The sequence below is a fragment of the Vreelandella indica genome (assembly GCF_037070225.1).
GTDB lineage: Bacteria > Pseudomonadota > Gammaproteobacteria > Pseudomonadales > Halomonadaceae > Vreelandella > Vreelandella arctica.
In genome coordinates, this window is the sequence record NZ_JBANSO010000013.1 from 60,306 (window position 1) to 76,944 (window position 16,639).

A 16,639-nucleotide genomic window follows, 5' to 3' on the forward strand; every position below is an offset into this window, starting at 1 on the left:
CTATAGTTGTTGCAGATAATCAGCTCCGCCTAAGTTACGCATCTGCTGGCGTATCCACTGGCTGCGCCGCTCAACCTGAGCATCGGGCCTTGCGGCGCTACGCGTTAACGGGCTGGGTAAAATAGCGGCCAGCAAGCTGGCTTGGCGCTCGGTAAGGGAATGGGAAGAGGCGCCGAAATAGTGCTGAGCCGCTGCCTCCAACCCAAACACGCCGCGATCCCACTCAGCGACATTGAGATAAACCTCAAGAATACGTTGCTTACTCCAGAGTATCTCAATCAGCAGCGTGAACCACGCCTCTAGCCCCTTGCGCGTCCAGCTTCGGCCGGTCCATAGAAACACGTTTTTCGCCGTTTGCTGGCTCAGGGTGCTGGCACCGCGTAGCCTTCCGCCGTCCCGACTGGCCTGCAGCGCGCGGCGTAATTCGACAAGATCAAATCCACTATGATGCGGAAAGCGCTGATCCTCTGCGGCAATCACTGCCAGTTTGGCGTTGTCAGAGAGCGAATCCCAACCGCGCCACTCGCGCTGTAGTCGAATCGGCTCACTATGGATCCAACTCTGTATTTTGCGCTCAACCATCACCATCGAGCCCGGTGGAGGAACAACGCGAAACAGCACTACCAGCGCGACTGATAGCAGCACAAACGCTAATACGCTGCGCCATACAATCCGCCATAGCAGACGCATAAAACGGCGCAGCGAACGATTGAGCATCCAGTAATCCTTAACGCTTCATGAGGTGGTCTGCATGATAGCGCAGATGATCCTCAATGAACGAGGCAATGAAGAAGTAACTGTGATCGTAGCCCGGCTGACGGCGCAGTGTTAACGGATGATCGTGCTCTTCACAAACGGCTTCTAAACGCTCAGGCTGAAGCTGCTCTTCTAAGAACTGATCCGCTTCGCCCTGGTCGATAAACAGTCGCTGACGGGATGCACCATTAGCCACCAGTTCACAGGCGTCGTACTGACGCCAGCGTGACTGATCTTCACCTAGATAGGCAGTAAAGGCTTGCTGCCCCCAGGGGCAGTTCATTGGATTCACCACCGGTGAAAAAGCCGATACTGAGCGGAAACGACCTGGATGACGTAGTGCCAGAATCAAAGCGCCATGCCCACCCATCGAATGGCCACTAATGGATTCGCGACCATTCACCGGGAAGTGCTGGCGTACTACCGAAGGCAGCTCCTCAATCACATAGTCGTACATGCGATAGTGAGACTTCCAAGGCTCCTCAGTCGCGTTGACATAGAACCCAGCCCCGGATCCCAGATCAAAACTTTCGTGTTCGCCAGGCAAATCCGTGCCTCTGGGGCTGGTGTCAGGGCAGACAATCGCCACACCCAATTCGGCGGCAATACGGTGAGCGCCCGCTTTCTGCATAAAGTTTTCGTCATTGCAGGTTAGCCCCGAGAGCCACCAAAGCAGCGGTACGCGCTCGTTTTCCGCCTGGGGAGGCAGGTAAACGGCAAAGACCATGTCGCAATCCAGCGCACGGGAGTAATGGCGGTAGCGCTTATGCCAGCCACCAAAACTACGGTTAGCGGACACCAGTTCTAAAGTTTCACTCATGCTCATGGGCAGGTTCCTTTAAATGCAGCAAACGCGGCAGGTCTCCCCGCCGCGTTTTACACGTGCTAGCTATCAGTTTCAGCAATGATACTCAGTAATGCAGTACGGTACGAATGCTCTTACCCGCATGCAGTAAATCAAACGCTTCGTTGATCTTCTCAAACGGCATATCGTGGGTAATGAAGTCGTCGATATTGATCTCACCGTTCATATAACGATCAACGTAACCCGGTAGCTCGCTGCGCCCTTTGACGCCACCAAAGGCGGATCCTTTCCAGACGCGCCCGGTGACCAGTTGAAACGGCCGTGTCGAAATCTCTTCACCGGCCCCGGCGACACCAATCACGATCGATTCGCCCCAGCCTTTATGGCAGCACTCCAGCGCCGAACGCATCACGTTAACGTTGCCGATACACTCGAAGGAGTAGTCGACACCGCCATCGGTCATATCGACAATGACTTGTTGGATCGGGTCTGAATACTCTTTCGGGTTCACAAAATCGGTAGCGCCAAACTGCTTGGCCAGCTCGAACTTATCAGCGTTAACGTCAATGGCAATAATTCGACCCGCTTTGGCCATCACCGCACCCTGAATAACAGCAAGACCAATCGCACCAAGGCCAAACACCGCCACCGTAGCGCCCGGCTCTACTTTGGCGGTATTCAGCACTGCACCGATGCCGGTAGTCACACCGCAGCCCAGCAGGCAGATTTTATCCATAGGGGCTTCTTTAGACACCACCGCTAGGGAGACTTCTGGCAACACCGTGTACTCGCTGAACGTAGAGGTGCCCATGTAGTGATGAAGCATCTTACCGTCTAGGGAGAACCGCGAGGTACCGTCAGGCATGACCCCCTTACCCTGGGTAGCGCGCACGCTGCCGCACAGGTTGGTTTTACCCGACAAACAGAATTTACATTTGCCGCACTCGGCGGTGTAGAGCGGGATCACATGGTCGCCCGGCTTAAGGCTGGTAACGCCCTCGCCTACTTCTTGAACGACGCCGGCCCCTTCGTGACCCAATACGGCGGGAAAATTACCTTCCGGATCAGCTCCAGAAAGCGTGTAGGCATCGGTATGACAGACGCTAGTCGCTGCCATTTTAACCAGTACTTCGCCCGCTTTTGGGCCTTCAACATCAATCTCAACTAATTCGAGCGGCTTACCCGCTTCTAGTGCAACAGCTGCGCGTGACTTCATTTCGGCTCCTCAATGTTCATTACTTCAACCACTATTACGAATGCGTTACTCGTCAGCTGCTACCGGGGCAAATTCAATTGGCAGCCAGCGATACCCTTGTTCATCTTCTATGATATGTCCAATACCAGGGAAAGGCATATGGGCACCGGCGATCCAGTGCTTATCTTCAACGGCGCTTTCGAGCACACTTTCCCGCGTGCGCACGGCTTGCTCTGGATTAGAATCAAACTCAATAGCCACCGTAGGGTCGGCAAACTGCACGCCGTAGCTGTGCACTACGTCTCCCCATACCAGCATGGCGTCATCATCGCTATTGAGCATAAAGCTTGAGTGACCAACAGTATGGCCATGAGTATCTTGAGCAACAATGCCCATGAGCACTTCATCACCTGCTGTAAAGGGGTTGAAGCGACCCGCTTCCTGATAAGGCGCTACCGCGTCTTGGGCCATTTCAAAGAACGCTCGATTACCTTCGGGCGCCGCTGCCGCACGCTCCTCATCCAACCAAAAACCAGCATCGGCTTGGCTGGCACGTAACTCAGCGTTTGGATAAACCGCCTCGCCACTCTCATTGGCTAAACCGCACACATGATCCGGATGTAAATGGGTCATCAACACCGTGTCGACATCTTCTGGCGAGTAGCCTGATGCGCGGAGGTTGCTCTCTACCTGACCAAGCGAGGGGCCAAAGCAGGCGGCAGACCCGGCATCGACCAACACCAGATTCTCGCCAGTATGAATAAGAAAAGCGTTAACCGCGGTTTGCATACCGCTTTCCGCATCAATAAATAGCGCATCCAGATGGCGAAGAATCTCTTCTTGCTCCATGCCTTTTAGCAAAGAAGTATCAATCGCTGTATGACCATCGTAGAGAGCGGTGACTTCATACTCCCCAACCATCATACGAAACCAGCCGGGAGCCTGTTCTTGCTGTTGCGTAGGTAGCTCTGCCTGAGCACTAGCGGCACAGCCAGCACTAATAGCAACGGCCAGCGCACCGCGCGACCACTGAGATAAGAATTTAGACATAAGCTATACACTCCATTGATACGCCAACGATGCGAGCAGTGTAGGTCAGCTAGGCGCAGTAGATAAAGCGGGATACACTCATAAGATTATTGTCACTCAGCAACAATCGCCGTCGACCTAAGGAATCAACATGCAGCACTGGAGCCGTATCGAAGCGTTTGTCGAGGTAGTGCGTTTGGGCACGTTCTCTGCCGCTGCCCGCCACTTAAAAGTATCCACTTCGCATATCAGTCGTTTGGTCAGCCAGCTCGAAAATCAGCTGGGCGTACAATTATTCTACCGCACCACGCGGCAAATCCGCCTGACCGATGCAGGGGCTACTTACGTTGAGCACTGTCGTCATCTTTTTGATGGGCTGCGCGATGCTGAACAAGCGCTTAGCGAACTGCAAGGCAAGCCTAACGGCTTGCTTAAACTCACCTCGGCCACTACGTTTGGAGAGCGTTTTATTGCCCCGCTGGTTAACGACTTTCAGTGTCTACACCCTCAGTTGGACGTGCATATGCACTTCACTAACCGGCCGGTGGAATTGATTGAAGAGGGCTACGACATTGCCATTCGAATGGGGGTGTTAAAGGATTCCAGCCTAATCGCTAGGCGCCTATGCGACCGGCGCGAATATATCGTCGGCTCGCAGAGCTATTTTCGCCAAGCGCCGCGCCCGCATACCCTGGCTGAACTTAGCCAACATCGTTGCTTGATTGGCTCACGACCTAACTGGTTATTTGAAGTGAACGGCCAACGCCGGGAAGTCCGTGTCGAGGGATGCTGGAGCGGCAATTCCGGCCCGGCGCTGCTGGACGCCGCGCGCAAGGGGTTGGGGCTTGCCCAGTTGCCGGACTACTACGTGGCCCCCTACTTAGCCAGCGGCGAGCTGGTCGCCGTGCTGGAGCCTTTTCAGCACCACGATACCGCTGTGTGGGCGGTCTACCCTCGCCACCGCCATCTATCGCCTAAAATACGCCAGTTGGTAGATTATCTGGTCGCCAATATTGCTAGCGTCTTGCCCAAGGACTCGCTTAGTTAAGAAACCGCTGCTTAGCACTCAATAGCATTAACGGCGAGCCCGCCTTTAGAGGTCTCTTTGTACTTATCCTGCATATCGCGGCCGGTATCGCGCATGGTGCGAATCACTTTATCCAGCGATATAAAGTGCTCGCCATCGCCATGCAGCGCCATACGCGCGGCATTAATGGCTTTGACGGAGGCGATCGCATTGCGCTCTATACAAGGCACTTGGACAAGGCCGCCCACCGGGTCGCAGGTTAACCCCAGATTATGCTCCAAGCCGATCTCAGCAGCGTTTTCCACTTGGCCCGGCGTGCCGCCCAGCACTTCGGCAAGCCCAGCGGCCGCCATTGCACAGGCGGAGCCCACCTCGCCTTGGCAGCCTACTTCAGCGCCCGAGATGGAAGCATTCTTTTTACACAAAATGCCGACTGCCCCGGCTGTGAGCAGAAAATCCACTACATCCGCCTCGCTAGCGTCGGGCTCAAATTTCAAATAGTACGCCAATACGGCTGGCACGATGCCCGCCGCCCCGTTAGTCGGTGCGGTGACCATCCTCCGCCCAGCGGCGTTCTCCTCGTTCACCGCCAGCGCAAATACATTGACCCAATCCATCACAGTAAAACTCGACACAATCAGGCGCTGATTTTCTGGCGGACTCAGTAATTGCTGATGCAAAGACTGCGCACGGCGGCGCACATTTAACCCTCCAGGCAAATGCCCTGTGGCACGCAGGCCATTGTCAATGCTGTCACTCATCGCTTGCCAAATAGTCAGCAGCTCTTCACGAATGGCCGATTCGCTACGCCAAGCCTTCTCGTTTTCAAGCATCAACTGACTAATGCGCAGTTGATGCTGCCGGCAGAGTGCGAGCAGCTCCTCCGCCGTATTAAAGGGATATGTCAGCGGCGTACTGTCCTCACCCACCTCGCCTTGATCCGCCTTGGCCTGATCAACATAGAAGCCGCCGCCTAGTGAGTAATATGTGTTCGTCGCTATCAGTGTGCCATGGCAGTAAGCGCTCAACACCATGGCATTAGGATGAAACGGCAGGCAGGTTTCATCCCACTCCACATCGCTGCCAACCTCAAAGGCGATTTGCTGGCCATTGGCAAGCAACAGTGGTTCGCTCTCATCAAGTTGTTTTAATCGCGATGCAATAGTGTCGGGGTCGATGCTTTCGGGCGCCTCCCCCATCAGTCCCATGATCACCGCTTGATCAGTACCGTGACCCACGCCGGTGGCGGCCAGTGAGCCATGAAGTCTTACCACGACTCGCGTGACGGAGGCGTCTTCGAGCGCCATGGCAAAATCACGCGCAGCGCGCATCGGCCCGACCGTATGGGAACTGGAGGGTCCAATACCAATACGAAAAAGATCAAACACACTAATAGCCATGCCGATACTCCCTCACAACGTTGTTATTGCCTGCCCATTTAACACTTTGCAGGGGCGATGACCAAACGTCGAGCGAATAACCACAATATCGACGTGCGAACACAGAAGTGTGACGATATAATGAACATTCACCCCTGCATGTTTGCATATGCACGTTACGACGCTGCTTACCCACAATGGATGTCGGTATGTCTTCTTCACCTCCCTGGCCAATAGGGTTTCAAACTATTTTAATACGTGCAGTGTTATACGTATTTTTCATTGGGGCAATTGCCCAAGGCGCCTATCTTGAAGCGCTCTATCTTCCCTCAGTGCGGTTTTCTGAATTGGGTTTTACCGAGTTTACGCAAACACTCGTGCTGGCCACCTGCTGCGCCATGCTGCTTTATATTCGCCAGGTGCTTAGGGTATGGCCCACCGTCAGCCTGCTGCTACTCGCGTTTGTAGCGGCCTCACTGGTGCGCGAGCAAGATCATTTCCTGGATAACTATGTCGCTGATAACACTTGGAAAGTGCTAGTAGCGCTGATCATTTTCCCAGCACTCTTTTGGGTGGTTAAGCAACGTAATCGCTTCCTCGTTGAGTTTGCCCATTACAGCAATACTTTCGCCTTTGGCTTGTTTACAGCGGGCGTACTGACCACGTATATCTTCTCGCGCCTGTATGGCCGGCAAGAGTTTTGGCAATTAATACTCGAAGATAGCTATTCAGGCACCTTTAAGAGTGTCGCTGAAGAAGTCGTGGAGCTTCTCGGTTACAGCTTGATTTTGATCGCCACACTGGAGCTGCTGCTGTTGGCTCGGCGCATTTATAAGACACAACGCCAAACGCCTGCATAACGCTTTCTATTGGCAGACCCATTACACTAGACCAAACATAAAAAAGCCCGCCGTTCAGTGAACGGCGGGCTTTTTAGGTCTTAGCCACTATTTAGGTATTAGCAGCTATCGATCACTCATCAAGGAATGAACGCAGCGGCTCAGAGCGGCTGGGGTGACGCAGCTTACGCAACGCTTTGGCTTCAATCTGACGGATTCGCTCACGCGTCACGTCAAACTGCTTGCCTACCTCTTCCAACGTATGGTCGGTATTCATATCGATACCAAAACGCATACGCAGCACTTTTGCTTCGCGTGCAGTCAAGCCACCTAATACGTTACGCGTCGCTTCGATAAGGCCTTCACCGGTGGCCATATCGATCGGCAGCAGCATGGTGCCATCTTCGATAAAGTCGCCCAGGTGTGAATCATCATCGTCACCAATCGGCGTCTCCATGGAGATCGGCTCTTTGGCGATTTTGAGCACCTTGCGTACTTTGTCTTCGGGCATTTCCAAGCGTTCGCCGAGCTCTTCCGGCGTCGGCTCACGACCCATTTCCTGCAGCATTTGACGCGAAACGCGATTGAGCTTGTTGATGGTCTCAATCATATGCACCGGAATACGAATGGTGCGCGCCTGATCAGCAATCGAACGGGTGATTGCCTGACGAATCCACCACGTGGCATAGGTCGAGAACTTGTAGCCACGGCGGTATTCGAACTTGTCGACCGCTTTCATCAGACCGATGTTGCCTTCCTGAATGAGATCCAGGAACTGCAAACCACGGTTGGTGTACTTCTTGGCAATCGAGATAACCAAGCGCAAGTTAGCTTCAACCATCTCTTTCTTGGCGCGACGCGCTTTCGCTTCGCCAATGGAGAGCTTGCGGTTTACCTCTTTGAGATCGGCAACCGAGAGCTGCACCATGTCTTCTTCAAAGGCGATCTTGCGCTGGGCACGAGCGATATCGGCGCGCAGCGGCTCAAGACGGTCAGCGTACTTGCTCTGCGCTGCCTGAAAATCATCCAGCCACGTTTTGCGTGACTCGTTACCCGGAAACGACTTGATAAAGGTTTTGCGCGGCACCTTGGCTTTTTTCACGCACAGCTGCATGACCGCTTTTTCCTGGGCACGCACTTGCTCGACACTGATACGCACTTGGCCAACCAGGCGCTCAAAGTGCTTGGGGACCAGCTTGATCGGCGAGAAAAGCACGGCTAGACGAGTCTGCTCGGCCTTTAGCTCGGCACTACCGCGACCATGCTTGGCAAACGCCGCTTCGACTAAAGCGTTCTGCTCGCGAATCTGCTCAAAACGCGCACGCGCTTCTTCGGGATCCGGACCGCCTTCGCTGGCGGTGGAGTCTTCGTCTTCTTCATCATCACTATCAACGTCGTCGTCAATCTCGGGCTCGGGTTCCGGCTCAGGCACTTCGGCCTCTGCTACACCAGGAATACCTTCATCCGGGTCGATGAAACCAGAAAATAGATCCGAAAGACGCCCCGGCGCTTCTTCATCCTGGGTAGCGTCGTAGGCGTCTAGAATAGACGCGACGGCACCCGGCAAATAGGCCAGAGACGACATCACTTCACGGGTGCCCTCTTCGATCCGCTTGGCGATTTCAATTTCGCCTTCACGGGTAAGAAGCTCAACCGTGCCCATTTCACGCATGTACATGCGGACGGGGTCAGTGGTGCGGCCTACATCGCTTTCCACGGCGGCAAGGGCCGCTACGGCCTCTTCCGCAGCGGACTCGTCCGTGGATTGATCCGACATCATCAAAGTGTCTTCATCTGGCGCTTCTTCAGCGACACTTATACCCATGTCGTTGATCATGCCAATGATGTCTTCCACTTGATCCGGGTCGGCGATATCCTCGGGTAGATGGTCGTTGACCTCGGCATAGGTCAGGTAGCCCTGTTCCTTGCCGCGTGCGATCAACTCCTTCAGACGCGACTGCTGCTGCGCATTTCCAGCCATAGAAACCCTATCTCGACGAAGAAGAATGAAACACCTGGAGCGCTGAATCGATTAAACTCAACAAGCCGTACAGTATAGCGTAAAAAGCAGGAAATTTTCCAGCTCGACGTATTTGCGCGGTCATTCAGGTGTGTTAGGTTGTTCGGTTAGGCCAACGCTCGGTGGCTGACCTTATATTTGGTGTTGATACGGCAGGAATTCAACCCCATCGCTCAAAACACCGCCTTATTGGCGCTGTGCAAGCTCCATTACCAAGCTTGCCAAACGCTGGCGCTGCTCCTTATCTAACTTTTGTCCGGCGCGCTCCTGCGCCAGCAACGCTGCGTACTCCTCTTGCGGAGAACGCTGACGCTGAACATGCTGCAGATGTTCCACCCAGCCATTCAGCTCTGCTTCCCTATCTGCCTTTGGAATCAACAATTCGCGCTTAGCGAAGGCTGCCAAAGCTTGCCCCTGCTGACTGCCCTGAAAATGCGCCAACACCACCTGCGGACTGCGGTAACGCCCTGCTTTGAGCAGTTCAACCAGCTCTCGGCATAGCGGCGTATCGTCATCTTCTGGCAGCCATTCCAAATGATCAGGTAGCGCTGCAACCAAATTAGGCTCATGTAGCAGAAGCTGCACAATACGCCCGACAGGAGAAAGCACCTGAGAGCGGGAGCGCGATGGCTGAGTAGACGCCAATTTGACCGCGCTGGGACTCCCTGAAGCCGAGTCTATTTCACTCTGTTCTGGCTGCCCCTGGGCAAGATGGCGCTGTGCCGCCTGGGCACGTTTTTCGAGCAATACCTTCAACTGCTCCTGCGCCAACCCACTACGCTGCGCCAATGACTCAAGCAGTAGTGATTTGAGCATGCCATCAGGCACTTTGTTCAATGCTTCAAGCACCTGACTGGCAAATCGCTCGCGTCCTTCCACCGTATTTAAGTCGCGCCCTTGGGCCGCCTGCTCGAACAGAAACTCCGACAGCGGCATCGCACAAGTGACGCGATCCTGAAACGCCTCGGTGCCTTCACGGCGCACCAGGGTATCCGGGTCATCACCTTCCGGTAGAAACAGAAAGCGCGCTTCACGGCCATCAATCATTTGCGGCAACGCGGTTTCCAACGCCCGACTCGCCGCCCGCCTTCCCGCACGGTCGCCGTCAAAACAGAACACCACACGACTCACCAGTCGAAACAGGCGAGTTAAATGGTCTTCCGTGGTGGCGGTACCCAGCGTCGCCACGGCGTTATGAATACCGAATTGCGCCAGCGCCACCACATCCATGTAACCCTCGACCATGACAAGCTGCTCAAGCTTGCTAGAGGCTTGGCGCGCTTCATACAGGCCGTAAAGCTCACGCCCCTTATGAAACACGGGCGTTTCCGGCGAGTTGAGGTATTTGGGCTGATCATCGCCCATTACCCGGCCGCCGAACGCAATCGTACGTCCGCGCAGATCACGAATCGGAAACATTACCCGATCCCGAAAGCGGTCATAGGTACGCCCGGTATCTTCACGATGAATCAGCAGGCCATACTCCACCTGAACCGGCTCACCAATACCGCGCTCGCTGAGATGCTGCTTCAGCGCCTCCCAACCGCTCGGGGCATAACCAATACCATAGGTCTTGATCACCTCACCCGAGAGCCCACGACCCGTCAAATAACGCTGGGCGGGCTGCCCTTCCTGCATCTTCAATCGCTCGCGATAAAAACTGGCGGCGAGTTCGAGCAGGTTAACGCCCTCTTTGCGCTTCTTTTCGCGTTGCTGAGCACGCGGGTCGTCAGCCCCTTCGCGAGGCACCTCAATACCCAAGCGCCCGGCCAACTGCTCTACCGCTTCGGGAAACGGCAGCTTGTCGTACTCCATCAAGAAGCGTAGTGCATTCCCATTAGCGCCGCAGCCAAAGCAGTGATAAAACTGCTTATCCGCGCTGACGGTGAACGACGGGGTTTTCTCTTGATGAAAGGGACATAGCCCGGAGTAGTTACGGCCGGCTTTTTTAAGCTGCACACGCTCACCGACCACCTCGACCACATCAACGCGGCCTAAGAGGTCATCAATGAAACGCTGTGGAATTTGGCCTGCCATGAACTACGGGCATCCTCGCGCAAAGCGCTAACTTTCGAGACTGTTTTTAAAAGCCCTGTTTTTAAAATCTGTTTTCAAAACCAGTTTTTAAAAACACTGCCTAAGGTCATCAGACCCATTACCAGATCAGATCATCATAAACAGCGACGGTCTTAACCAACGAAAGCATTAAAAACGACAGTCAAAAACAAACGGCCACCTAGTGGCGGCCGCTTGGCATCCCTCTTGAGACGACCAGCTAACTGCTCCGGCCCCCTCGGGTACGGATCAATAGAGCCGTTCGAAACGCTTTTGCTCACGCTGGACTTTCTTAGCGTGGCGTTTTACGGCAGCTGCCGCTTTGCGTTTACGCTCAGCAGTCGGCTTCTCATAGTGCTCGCGGCGGCGTACTTCAGAAAGAACACCGGCTTTTTCGCAAGAACGCTTGAAGCGACGCAGGGCGACGTCAAACGGCTCGTTATCACGTACTTTTACAGAAGGCATTAAGCACTCACCTACCTTAAGGAGTCTTGAGTTCGGATAGTACGTACACTGCGATATTACGATCTAGAACGCGGTGTACGACCCAGTTTTACAGCGCACAGTAGTCTAGTCGTCGCTGGCCATCTTTGCAAATGCTTACGCTCGTTTGCAGCGACAATGCTAGACTACTGACCTTGTGATTTTCACCTTTATATTTTTTGCACATCCTTTGAGAGTCCCCTTTTATGCGTGTTCTGGGCATTGAGACATCCTGCGACGAAACGGGCATTGCGCTTTATGACACTTCGCTAACCGGCGGCAAAGGGCTGCTTGCCGACGCGCTCTACAGTCAAATCGCCATGCACGCCGAATTTGGCGGCGTGGTCCCCGAACTCGCTTCTCGCGATCACACCCGCAAACTGCTCCCGCTGATTGAGCAAGTGCTCAGCGATGCCAAGCTAACGCGTCATGACCTGGACGGTATTACTTATACCGCTGGCCCGGGCTTAGTCGGTGCATTAATGGTGGGCGCCAGCACCGCCCACGGCATGGCACGAGCGTTAAACATTCCCGTACTGGGCGTGCATCACATGGAAGGCCACTTACTGGCACCGATGCTGGAAGACGAGCCGCCTGCGTTCCCCTTCGTGGCACTGCTGGTATCCGGCGGGCATACCCAACTGGTCGAAGTGCAAGGACTGGGCCGCTATCAGTTGCTCGGTGAATCGGTGGATGACGCCGCGGGTGAAGCGTTTGATAAAGCTGCCAAAATGCTGGGCTTGGCCTACCCAGGTGGGCCTCAAGTCGCCAAACTGGCGGAACAAGGGGATCCCAAGCGTTTTCGCTTCCCACGCCCGATGACCGACCGACCAGGGCTCGATTTTAGTTTTTCCGGCTTAAAAACCCACACCATGACCGCTATTCGCCAATTGGAAGCAGCCGGGGAACTCGACGACCAAGCACGTGCCGATGTAGCCCGTGCCTTTGAAGAAGCCGTGGTTGATACGCTGGTCATTAAGTGCCGCAGGACGCTGGATCAAACCGGTTTGAAACGTTTAGTGGTGGCGGGTGGGGTTAGCGCCAATCATCGCCTGCGTGAACGACTGCACGCTGAGTGTGAAAAACGCCAAGCCCGCGCCTACTACCCACGCGGGCGCTTTTGCACCGACAATGGCGCCATGATTGCCTACGTGGGTGCTCAACGCCTTGCAGCAGGCGAAAGCGATACCCCCGGCCTCATGCAGGCGACACCCCGTTGGCCGCTGGATCAACTGACACCCCCGGCTGCCGCTGACAGCTAGCTGCGCTCTAGGAGCCGCGAAATGGCGGCTCTTCACCGCGTCGCAGTCGACGAATATTGAGCCCGTGCCGGGCCAGCACCAGCAGGCTAAAGCCACCGACTACCACAAAATACGCAGGCGCTAGCCAAGCGCATATTAGCGGCGCCACCAAAGCACTGACCAGCGATGCCATCGCCGCCGTCTTTAGCCGCCACGCCAGTAGCGCCCAAATGACGGCGCTTAATAGCGCCACATTGGGCACCAATATCAGCAGTACACCAAACGCGCTGGCAACTGCCTTTCCGCCACGAAAGTGATGCCATAAGGGAAAACTGTGTCCAAGCAGCACGGCCAGCCCAACCAGCCCTTGCAACCATACTGGGCAGTTCATAAGCTTGGCCCCTAAAACAGCGGGCATGGCTTTTAAGGCATCTAGCAGCAGAGTAACGGCCGCTAAACAGGGGCCATAAAGGCGCAATACGTTAGAAAACCCAGGGTTAAACGAGCCATGTTGGCGTGGGTCACCCACACCCGCGAGGCGGCAAACGCTCAGCGCTGCCAACCAACTGCCGCTTAAATAACCTACTACTATCCATACCATGGCGCTCTGCTCGCTTTATAGACCGTCTCGATAGCCTGGGTCGCTGTCGTTTAGCCCCATCCTAACGTACAATCGCCCGCTTGTTGCAGCTGGGGGAAGGCAGATGGATCGCATTTTGATTGAAGCGTTAACCGTCGACACAGTTATCGGTGTCTATGACTGGGAGCGTTCGATTCAACAAACTCTGAGCTTAGATTTGGCGTTGGCGACCGACATTCGCTCAGCGGCAGCCACCGATGATTTACGCCTCACGCTGGATTACGCCGCCATTTGTCAGCGCATTCAGACATTTGCCGATGATCATCAATTCGCCCTGGTCGAAACTTTCGCCGAACGCCTCGCAGAATGCCTGCGCACAGAATTCCCAATTAGCTGGTTGCGCCTGACCGTGCGTAAACCCGGTGCAGTGCCCAACGCTATCAGCGTCGGTTTGGAAATTACCCGCGGCGCCTTACCAGAGGTAACGCAGGAGCCCAGCGCATGAAGCTGGTTACTGTCAGCTTAGGCAGCAATATTTATCCCACTCGGCATATCCGCTACTGCCTTGATGCGCTCGCGGAGACCTTTGGCTCGCTGCAAATCTCACGTGTTTTTGAAAGCGAGCCAGTGGGTTTTACCGACAGCCGCAATTTCTATAATTTGGTAGTAGCCTTTCACAGTGACTGGTCACCCGGGGAGCTTCAGGCTTGGAGTAAGCAGCTGGAAATAGAACACGGTCGCCTTCCCGACACTGCTAAATTCAGCCCCCGCGCGTTGGATATCGACTTGCTTACCGTGGGCAGCCTCTGCGGCACCATCGATGATGTCACGTTGCCACGCAGCGAAATCACTCATAATGCGTTCGTGCTGCAGCCGCTTGCTGAATTGCTACCCACTGAACGCCACCCCTTGTGTGACACCTCTTACGCTTCGCTATGGAAAACCTTCGAACTAGGCAGCCAACGCCTCTGGGCGGTTGATTTTAGCTGGCGTGGCCGCTGGATCTCTCAGTCAGACGAGCTTCCTCGCTTGGCAGCGGCCCGTCGATAACCAGCTACTCAAGTGCCACCGCCACGACTTGCCCCCGCCGCACGCGTATTGCCTCACCCAGCGCTGCCCCCTGATATCCTTCCGCCATTAACGCCTGCGGCCCCACCTCGCGAGCCGCTAGCCAAGCGCTGCCAAGCCGCTTCACTTGCTCCGGCGCCAGCACGCTCACTAATGCCAACTGCGCCTCGACCTGCTCGGGCTTGCGCCAGCCATCCAACCGCTCCAGCCAATGCAGCACATTCGGGCCATCCAGTGGCGCGGTAAGCAGCGCATAAGTGAGCGCGGTATGACGGGCAAGCTGGGCCACGGCGTTAGGCAACTTTAACCGCGTTGCTAAGGCATCACGCTGTTCGGCGGTGAGCGGTGACACCAACTGCGCGTAGCGCCAGTGGGCCACTGCTAGCGTGCTGCTTTGGGGCGTTTGACCCAGCGCAGCTAAACCTTGCGGCAACACCGACCCCATAAGTTCGGGAAACCAGATGGGCAGCGCCTCACAGCGCTCTAGGGTGGTGAAATAAACGTCCGGGCTTGGTTCGCCCAGCGCCTTTTCGGTTTCCACCCACACCCGCTCGGCGGCCAAATGCTCAAGTTCACCGCTGTGGCTCACTTGGCGCATCAATGCCAGGGTTTCATCGGCTATGGTGAATCCCCGCGATGCATAGCGGGCTAAAAAGCGCGCAGTACGCAGTACCCGCAGCGGGTCTTCGCTAAACGCCATTGAGATATGCCGCAGCACACGCTGTTCAATATCGCCCTGCCCATTAAACGGGTCGGTTAACTCCCCCTCAATGCTCTGGGCAATTGCATTGATGGTTAGGTCACGGCGTAACAAATCCTCTTCCAGCGTGACATCGGGGCTGGCGTGAACATCAAACCCTGCGTAGCCGTGGCCAGACTTTCGCTCGGTGCGGGCAAGGGCATACTCCTCAGCTGTTTCTGGGTGCAAAAAAACCGGGAAGTCGCGACCCACTGGCTTAAAACCACGCTTGCGCATGGCCTCTGGCGTCGCCCCCACCACGACCCAATCATTATCGACAACCGACCAACCCAGCAAAGCGTCACGCACCGCGCCGCCTACACGATAAACCTGTAGGCCTGCTAAACGGGGGTCACTCCGTTTGTTAGTGTCACTTTTTTCCATTGTTTTCCCTATCTCCCCCGCTGCTGACTGGGCACGCTAGTGCGCTCGCCATTGGTCAGGTTTAGCGCGGTTAATCGCCCGCCCCAAACACAGCCTGTATCAAGCGCCTCGACGGGCACCTGCGCCTGAGGAGTCTCCCCTTCAAGGGCAGCCCAGTGGCCAAACAGCAGTTGAATATCATCGGCACGCGGGTATTGAAACCAAGGTAGAAAACCTTCTGGGGCACTATCAAGCCCCTCTTTCGCGGCAAACTCTAAACGCCCTTGGGCATCAATAAAGCGCATCCGAGTGAACACATTCACAATCAAACGTAGCCGGTCCATGCCTTCTAGATCGTCGCGCCAGATGTCCGGCTGGTTGCCGAATAGCTGGGTTAAAAACTGCCCTGATGTTTCACTCGCTAGCGCCGCCTGAACTTCCCGCCCGAGCGCTTCGGCCTGAGGAACGCTCCACTGGGGCAGCAGCCCGGCATGGGTCATTAGTATCCGGTGCTCAAACACGCTAAGGGGCTGGCTTTGAAGCCAATCCAGCAGTTCCTCCCGGTCAGGGGCACCAAGAATATCGCTCAGGGTGTCATTTTTTTTAAGCTTACCGCCACCACGGGCCACGACCAGCAAATGGAAGTCATGATTGCCCAATACGCTTTTTGCGGCGCTACCGAGCGCGCGCACCTCCCGCAAGCACGCTAAAGAACCGGGGCCGCGATTAATCAAATCGCCGACTAGCCAAAGCGTATCCCGCGCAGGGTTAAAACTGAGTTTCTCCAGCAGCGCTACGAATTCAGCATGGCAGCCATGTAAATCGCCGATCGCATAGGTGCTCATGCGTGAGGCCTTTTTAATGAAATGAATGGGCTAAATACTACCACCTCACTTGCCTGTTCTGCCTGCCGTCGGTTATTTATCTTGATGATTAACACTGGTGAAAGTAGCGAACGTGGATCACTATAAAAATGCGCGCAGGCGCTCTCAAGAGACACGTCCAGCAGCGAAATCGCCTTTCATAAGCATGGCTGCCTCGTCACTACTGTTAAGGAAAA

Annotated in this window: 16 protein-coding genes; 5 read left to right on the forward strand and 11 right to left on the reverse strand. The window is 55.2% G+C overall.

What is annotated here, in order from left to right:
• The 4 genes from mtgA to V8L71_RS10810 form a co-directional block, all read right to left on the reverse strand.
• On the reverse strand, positions 1-717 hold the full coding sequence (gene mtgA, locus V8L71_RS10795; protein WP_336274125.1) for a monofunctional biosynthetic peptidoglycan transglycosylase: 717 nt from the start codon (positions 715-717) through the stop codon (positions 1-3).
• Positions 718-727: 10 nt separating this feature from the next.
• The gene (gene fghA / locus V8L71_RS10800; RefSeq protein ID WP_179916035.1) at positions 728-1,582 is read right to left on the reverse strand and encodes an S-formylglutathione hydrolase; all 855 of its coding nucleotides are present in this window, start codon (positions 1,580-1,582) and stop codon (positions 728-730) included.
• A gap of 85 nt (positions 1,583-1,667) precedes the next feature.
• The gene (locus V8L71_RS10805; protein ID WP_035558881.1) at positions 1,668-2,777 is read right to left on the reverse strand and encodes an S-(hydroxymethyl)glutathione dehydrogenase/class III alcohol dehydrogenase; all 1,110 of its coding nucleotides are present in this window, start codon (positions 2,775-2,777) and stop codon (positions 1,668-1,670) included.
• 45 nt (positions 2,778-2,822) lie between these two features.
• Positions 2,823-3,806 (reverse strand): MBL fold metallo-hydrolase, encoded by a 984-nt coding sequence (locus tag V8L71_RS10810; RefSeq protein WP_336274126.1) that lies wholly within the window; start codon positions 3,804-3,806, stop codon positions 2,823-2,825.
• Between the two features lie 130 nt (positions 3,807-3,936).
• Between V8L71_RS10810 and V8L71_RS10815 the strand changes: the two genes are divergently transcribed.
• The gene (locus V8L71_RS10815; protein WP_101145235.1) at positions 3,937-4,833 is read left to right on the forward strand and encodes a LysR family transcriptional regulator; all 897 of its coding nucleotides are present in this window, start codon (positions 3,937-3,939) and stop codon (positions 4,831-4,833) included.
• A gap of 11 nt (positions 4,834-4,844) precedes the next feature.
• On the opposite strand, the gene V8L71_RS10820 is transcribed toward V8L71_RS10815, so the two are convergent.
• On the reverse strand, positions 4,845-6,212 hold the full coding sequence (locus V8L71_RS10820) for an L-serine ammonia-lyase (RefSeq protein WP_101145234.1): 1,368 nt from the start codon (positions 6,210-6,212) through the stop codon (positions 4,845-4,847).
• A gap of 188 nt (positions 6,213-6,400) precedes the next feature.
• Between V8L71_RS10820 and V8L71_RS10825 the strand changes: the two genes are divergently transcribed.
• Entirely contained in the window at positions 6,401-7,051 is a 651-nt protein-coding gene (locus V8L71_RS10825) for a hypothetical protein (protein WP_298967565.1), read from the forward strand.
• A gap of 112 nt (positions 7,052-7,163) precedes the next feature.
• Here the strand turns inward: V8L71_RS10825 and rpoD are convergent, their stop codons facing one another.
• The 3 genes from rpoD to rpsU all read right to left on the reverse strand — a co-directional run bounded on the left by rpoD (position 7,164) and on the right by rpsU (position 11,570).
• Positions 7,164-9,011: an RNA polymerase sigma factor RpoD gene (gene rpoD / locus V8L71_RS10830; RefSeq protein WP_336274127.1), complete on the reverse strand. Its 1,848-nt coding sequence runs from the start codon at positions 9,009-9,011 to the stop codon at positions 7,164-7,166.
• Positions 9,012-9,236: 225 nt separating this feature from the next.
• On the reverse strand, positions 9,237-11,087 hold the full coding sequence (gene dnaG / locus V8L71_RS10835; RefSeq protein WP_336274128.1) for a DNA primase: 1,851 nt from the start codon (positions 11,085-11,087) through the stop codon (positions 9,237-9,239).
• Between the two features lie 267 nt (positions 11,088-11,354).
• Positions 11,355-11,570, reverse strand: a complete 216-nt coding sequence (gene rpsU / locus V8L71_RS10840; RefSeq protein WP_008956349.1) for a 30S ribosomal protein S21 — start codon at positions 11,568-11,570, stop codon at positions 11,355-11,357.
• Between the two features lie 224 nt (positions 11,571-11,794).
• On the opposite strand from rpsU, the gene tsaD reads away from it, so the two are divergent.
• On the forward strand, positions 11,795-12,850 hold the full coding sequence (gene tsaD / locus V8L71_RS10845) for a tRNA (adenosine(37)-N6)-threonylcarbamoyltransferase complex transferase subunit TsaD (RefSeq protein ID WP_336268476.1): 1,056 nt from the start codon (positions 11,795-11,797) through the stop codon (positions 12,848-12,850).
• Between the two features lie 7 nt (positions 12,851-12,857).
• Here the strand turns inward: tsaD and plsY are convergent, their stop codons facing one another.
• On the reverse strand, positions 12,858-13,430 hold the full coding sequence (gene plsY, locus V8L71_RS10850; RefSeq protein ID WP_336268475.1) for a glycerol-3-phosphate 1-O-acyltransferase PlsY: 573 nt from the start codon (positions 13,428-13,430) through the stop codon (positions 12,858-12,860).
• A 103-nt stretch (positions 13,431-13,533) separates the two neighbouring features.
• On the opposite strand from plsY, the gene folB reads away from it, so the two are divergent.
• Both folB and folK read left to right on the forward strand, forming a co-directional pair.
• Positions 13,534-13,914 (forward strand): dihydroneopterin aldolase, encoded by a 381-nt coding sequence (gene folB, locus V8L71_RS10855; RefSeq protein ID WP_336274129.1) that lies wholly within the window; start codon positions 13,534-13,536, stop codon positions 13,912-13,914.
• Positions 13,911-14,459 (forward strand): 2-amino-4-hydroxy-6-hydroxymethyldihydropteridine diphosphokinase, encoded by a 549-nt coding sequence (gene folK, locus V8L71_RS10860; RefSeq protein WP_176304454.1) that lies wholly within the window; start codon positions 13,911-13,913, stop codon positions 14,457-14,459. The genes folB and folK overlap by 4 nt, the downstream gene beginning before the upstream one ends.
• A gap of 4 nt (positions 14,460-14,463) precedes the next feature.
• Here folK and V8L71_RS10865 read toward each other — a convergent pair whose 3' ends face one another.
• Complete coding sequence (locus tag V8L71_RS10865; RefSeq protein ID WP_336274130.1) at positions 14,464-15,600, reverse strand: tRNA nucleotidyltransferase/poly(A) polymerase-related protein; 1,137 nt, start codon at positions 15,598-15,600, stop codon at positions 14,464-14,466.
• 8 nt (positions 15,601-15,608) lie between these two features.
• Positions 15,609-16,424: a symmetrical bis(5'-nucleosyl)-tetraphosphatase gene (locus tag V8L71_RS10870; RefSeq protein ID WP_176304452.1), complete on the reverse strand. Its 816-nt coding sequence runs from the start codon at positions 16,422-16,424 to the stop codon at positions 15,609-15,611.
• Positions 16,425-16,639: the final 215 nt, after the last annotated feature.

Coding starts and splice junctions, on each gene's coding strand:
- mtgA (WP_336274125.1), bottom strand. CDS start 717: ATGCTCAATCGTTCGCTGCGCCGTTTTATGCGTCTGCTATGGCGGATT.
- fghA (WP_179916035.1), bottom strand. CDS start 1,582: ATGAGCATGAGTGAAACTTTAGAACTGGTGTCCGCTAACCGTAGTTTT.
- V8L71_RS10805 (WP_035558881.1), bottom strand. CDS start 2,777: ATGAAGTCACGCGCAGCTGTTGCACTAGAAGCGGGTAAGCCGCTCGAA.
- V8L71_RS10810 (WP_336274126.1), bottom strand. CDS start 3,806: ATGTCTAAATTCTTATCTCAGTGGTCGCGCGGTGCGCTGGCCGTTGCT.
- V8L71_RS10815 (WP_101145235.1), top strand. CDS start 3,937: ATGCAGCACTGGAGCCGTATCGAAGCGTTTGTCGAGGTAGTGCGTTTG.
- V8L71_RS10820 (WP_101145234.1), bottom strand. CDS start 6,212: ATGGCTATTAGTGTGTTTGATCTTTTTCGTATTGGTATTGGACCCTCC.
- V8L71_RS10825 (WP_298967565.1), top strand. CDS start 6,401: ATGTCTTCTTCACCTCCCTGGCCAATAGGGTTTCAAACTATTTTAATA.
- rpoD (WP_336274127.1), bottom strand. CDS start 9,011: ATGGCTGGAAATGCGCAGCAGCAGTCGCGTCTGAAGGAGTTGATCGCA.
- dnaG (WP_336274128.1), bottom strand. CDS start 11,087: ATGGCAGGCCAAATTCCACAGCGTTTCATTGATGACCTCTTAGGCCGC.
- rpsU (WP_008956349.1), bottom strand. CDS start 11,570: ATGCCTTCTGTAAAAGTACGTGATAACGAGCCGTTTGACGTCGCCCTG.
- tsaD (WP_336268476.1), top strand. CDS start 11,795: ATGCGTGTTCTGGGCATTGAGACATCCTGCGACGAAACGGGCATTGCG.
- plsY (WP_336268475.1), bottom strand. CDS start 13,430: ATGGTATGGATAGTAGTAGGTTATTTAAGCGGCAGTTGGTTGGCAGCG.
- folB (WP_336274129.1), top strand. CDS start 13,534: ATGGATCGCATTTTGATTGAAGCGTTAACCGTCGACACAGTTATCGGT.
- folK (WP_176304454.1), top strand. CDS start 13,911: ATGAAGCTGGTTACTGTCAGCTTAGGCAGCAATATTTATCCCACTCGG.
- V8L71_RS10865 (WP_336274130.1), bottom strand. CDS start 15,600: ATGGAAAAAAGTGACACTAACAAACGGAGTGACCCCCGTTTAGCAGGC.
- V8L71_RS10870 (WP_176304452.1), bottom strand. CDS start 16,424: ATGAGCACCTATGCGATCGGCGATTTACATGGCTGCCATGCTGAATTC.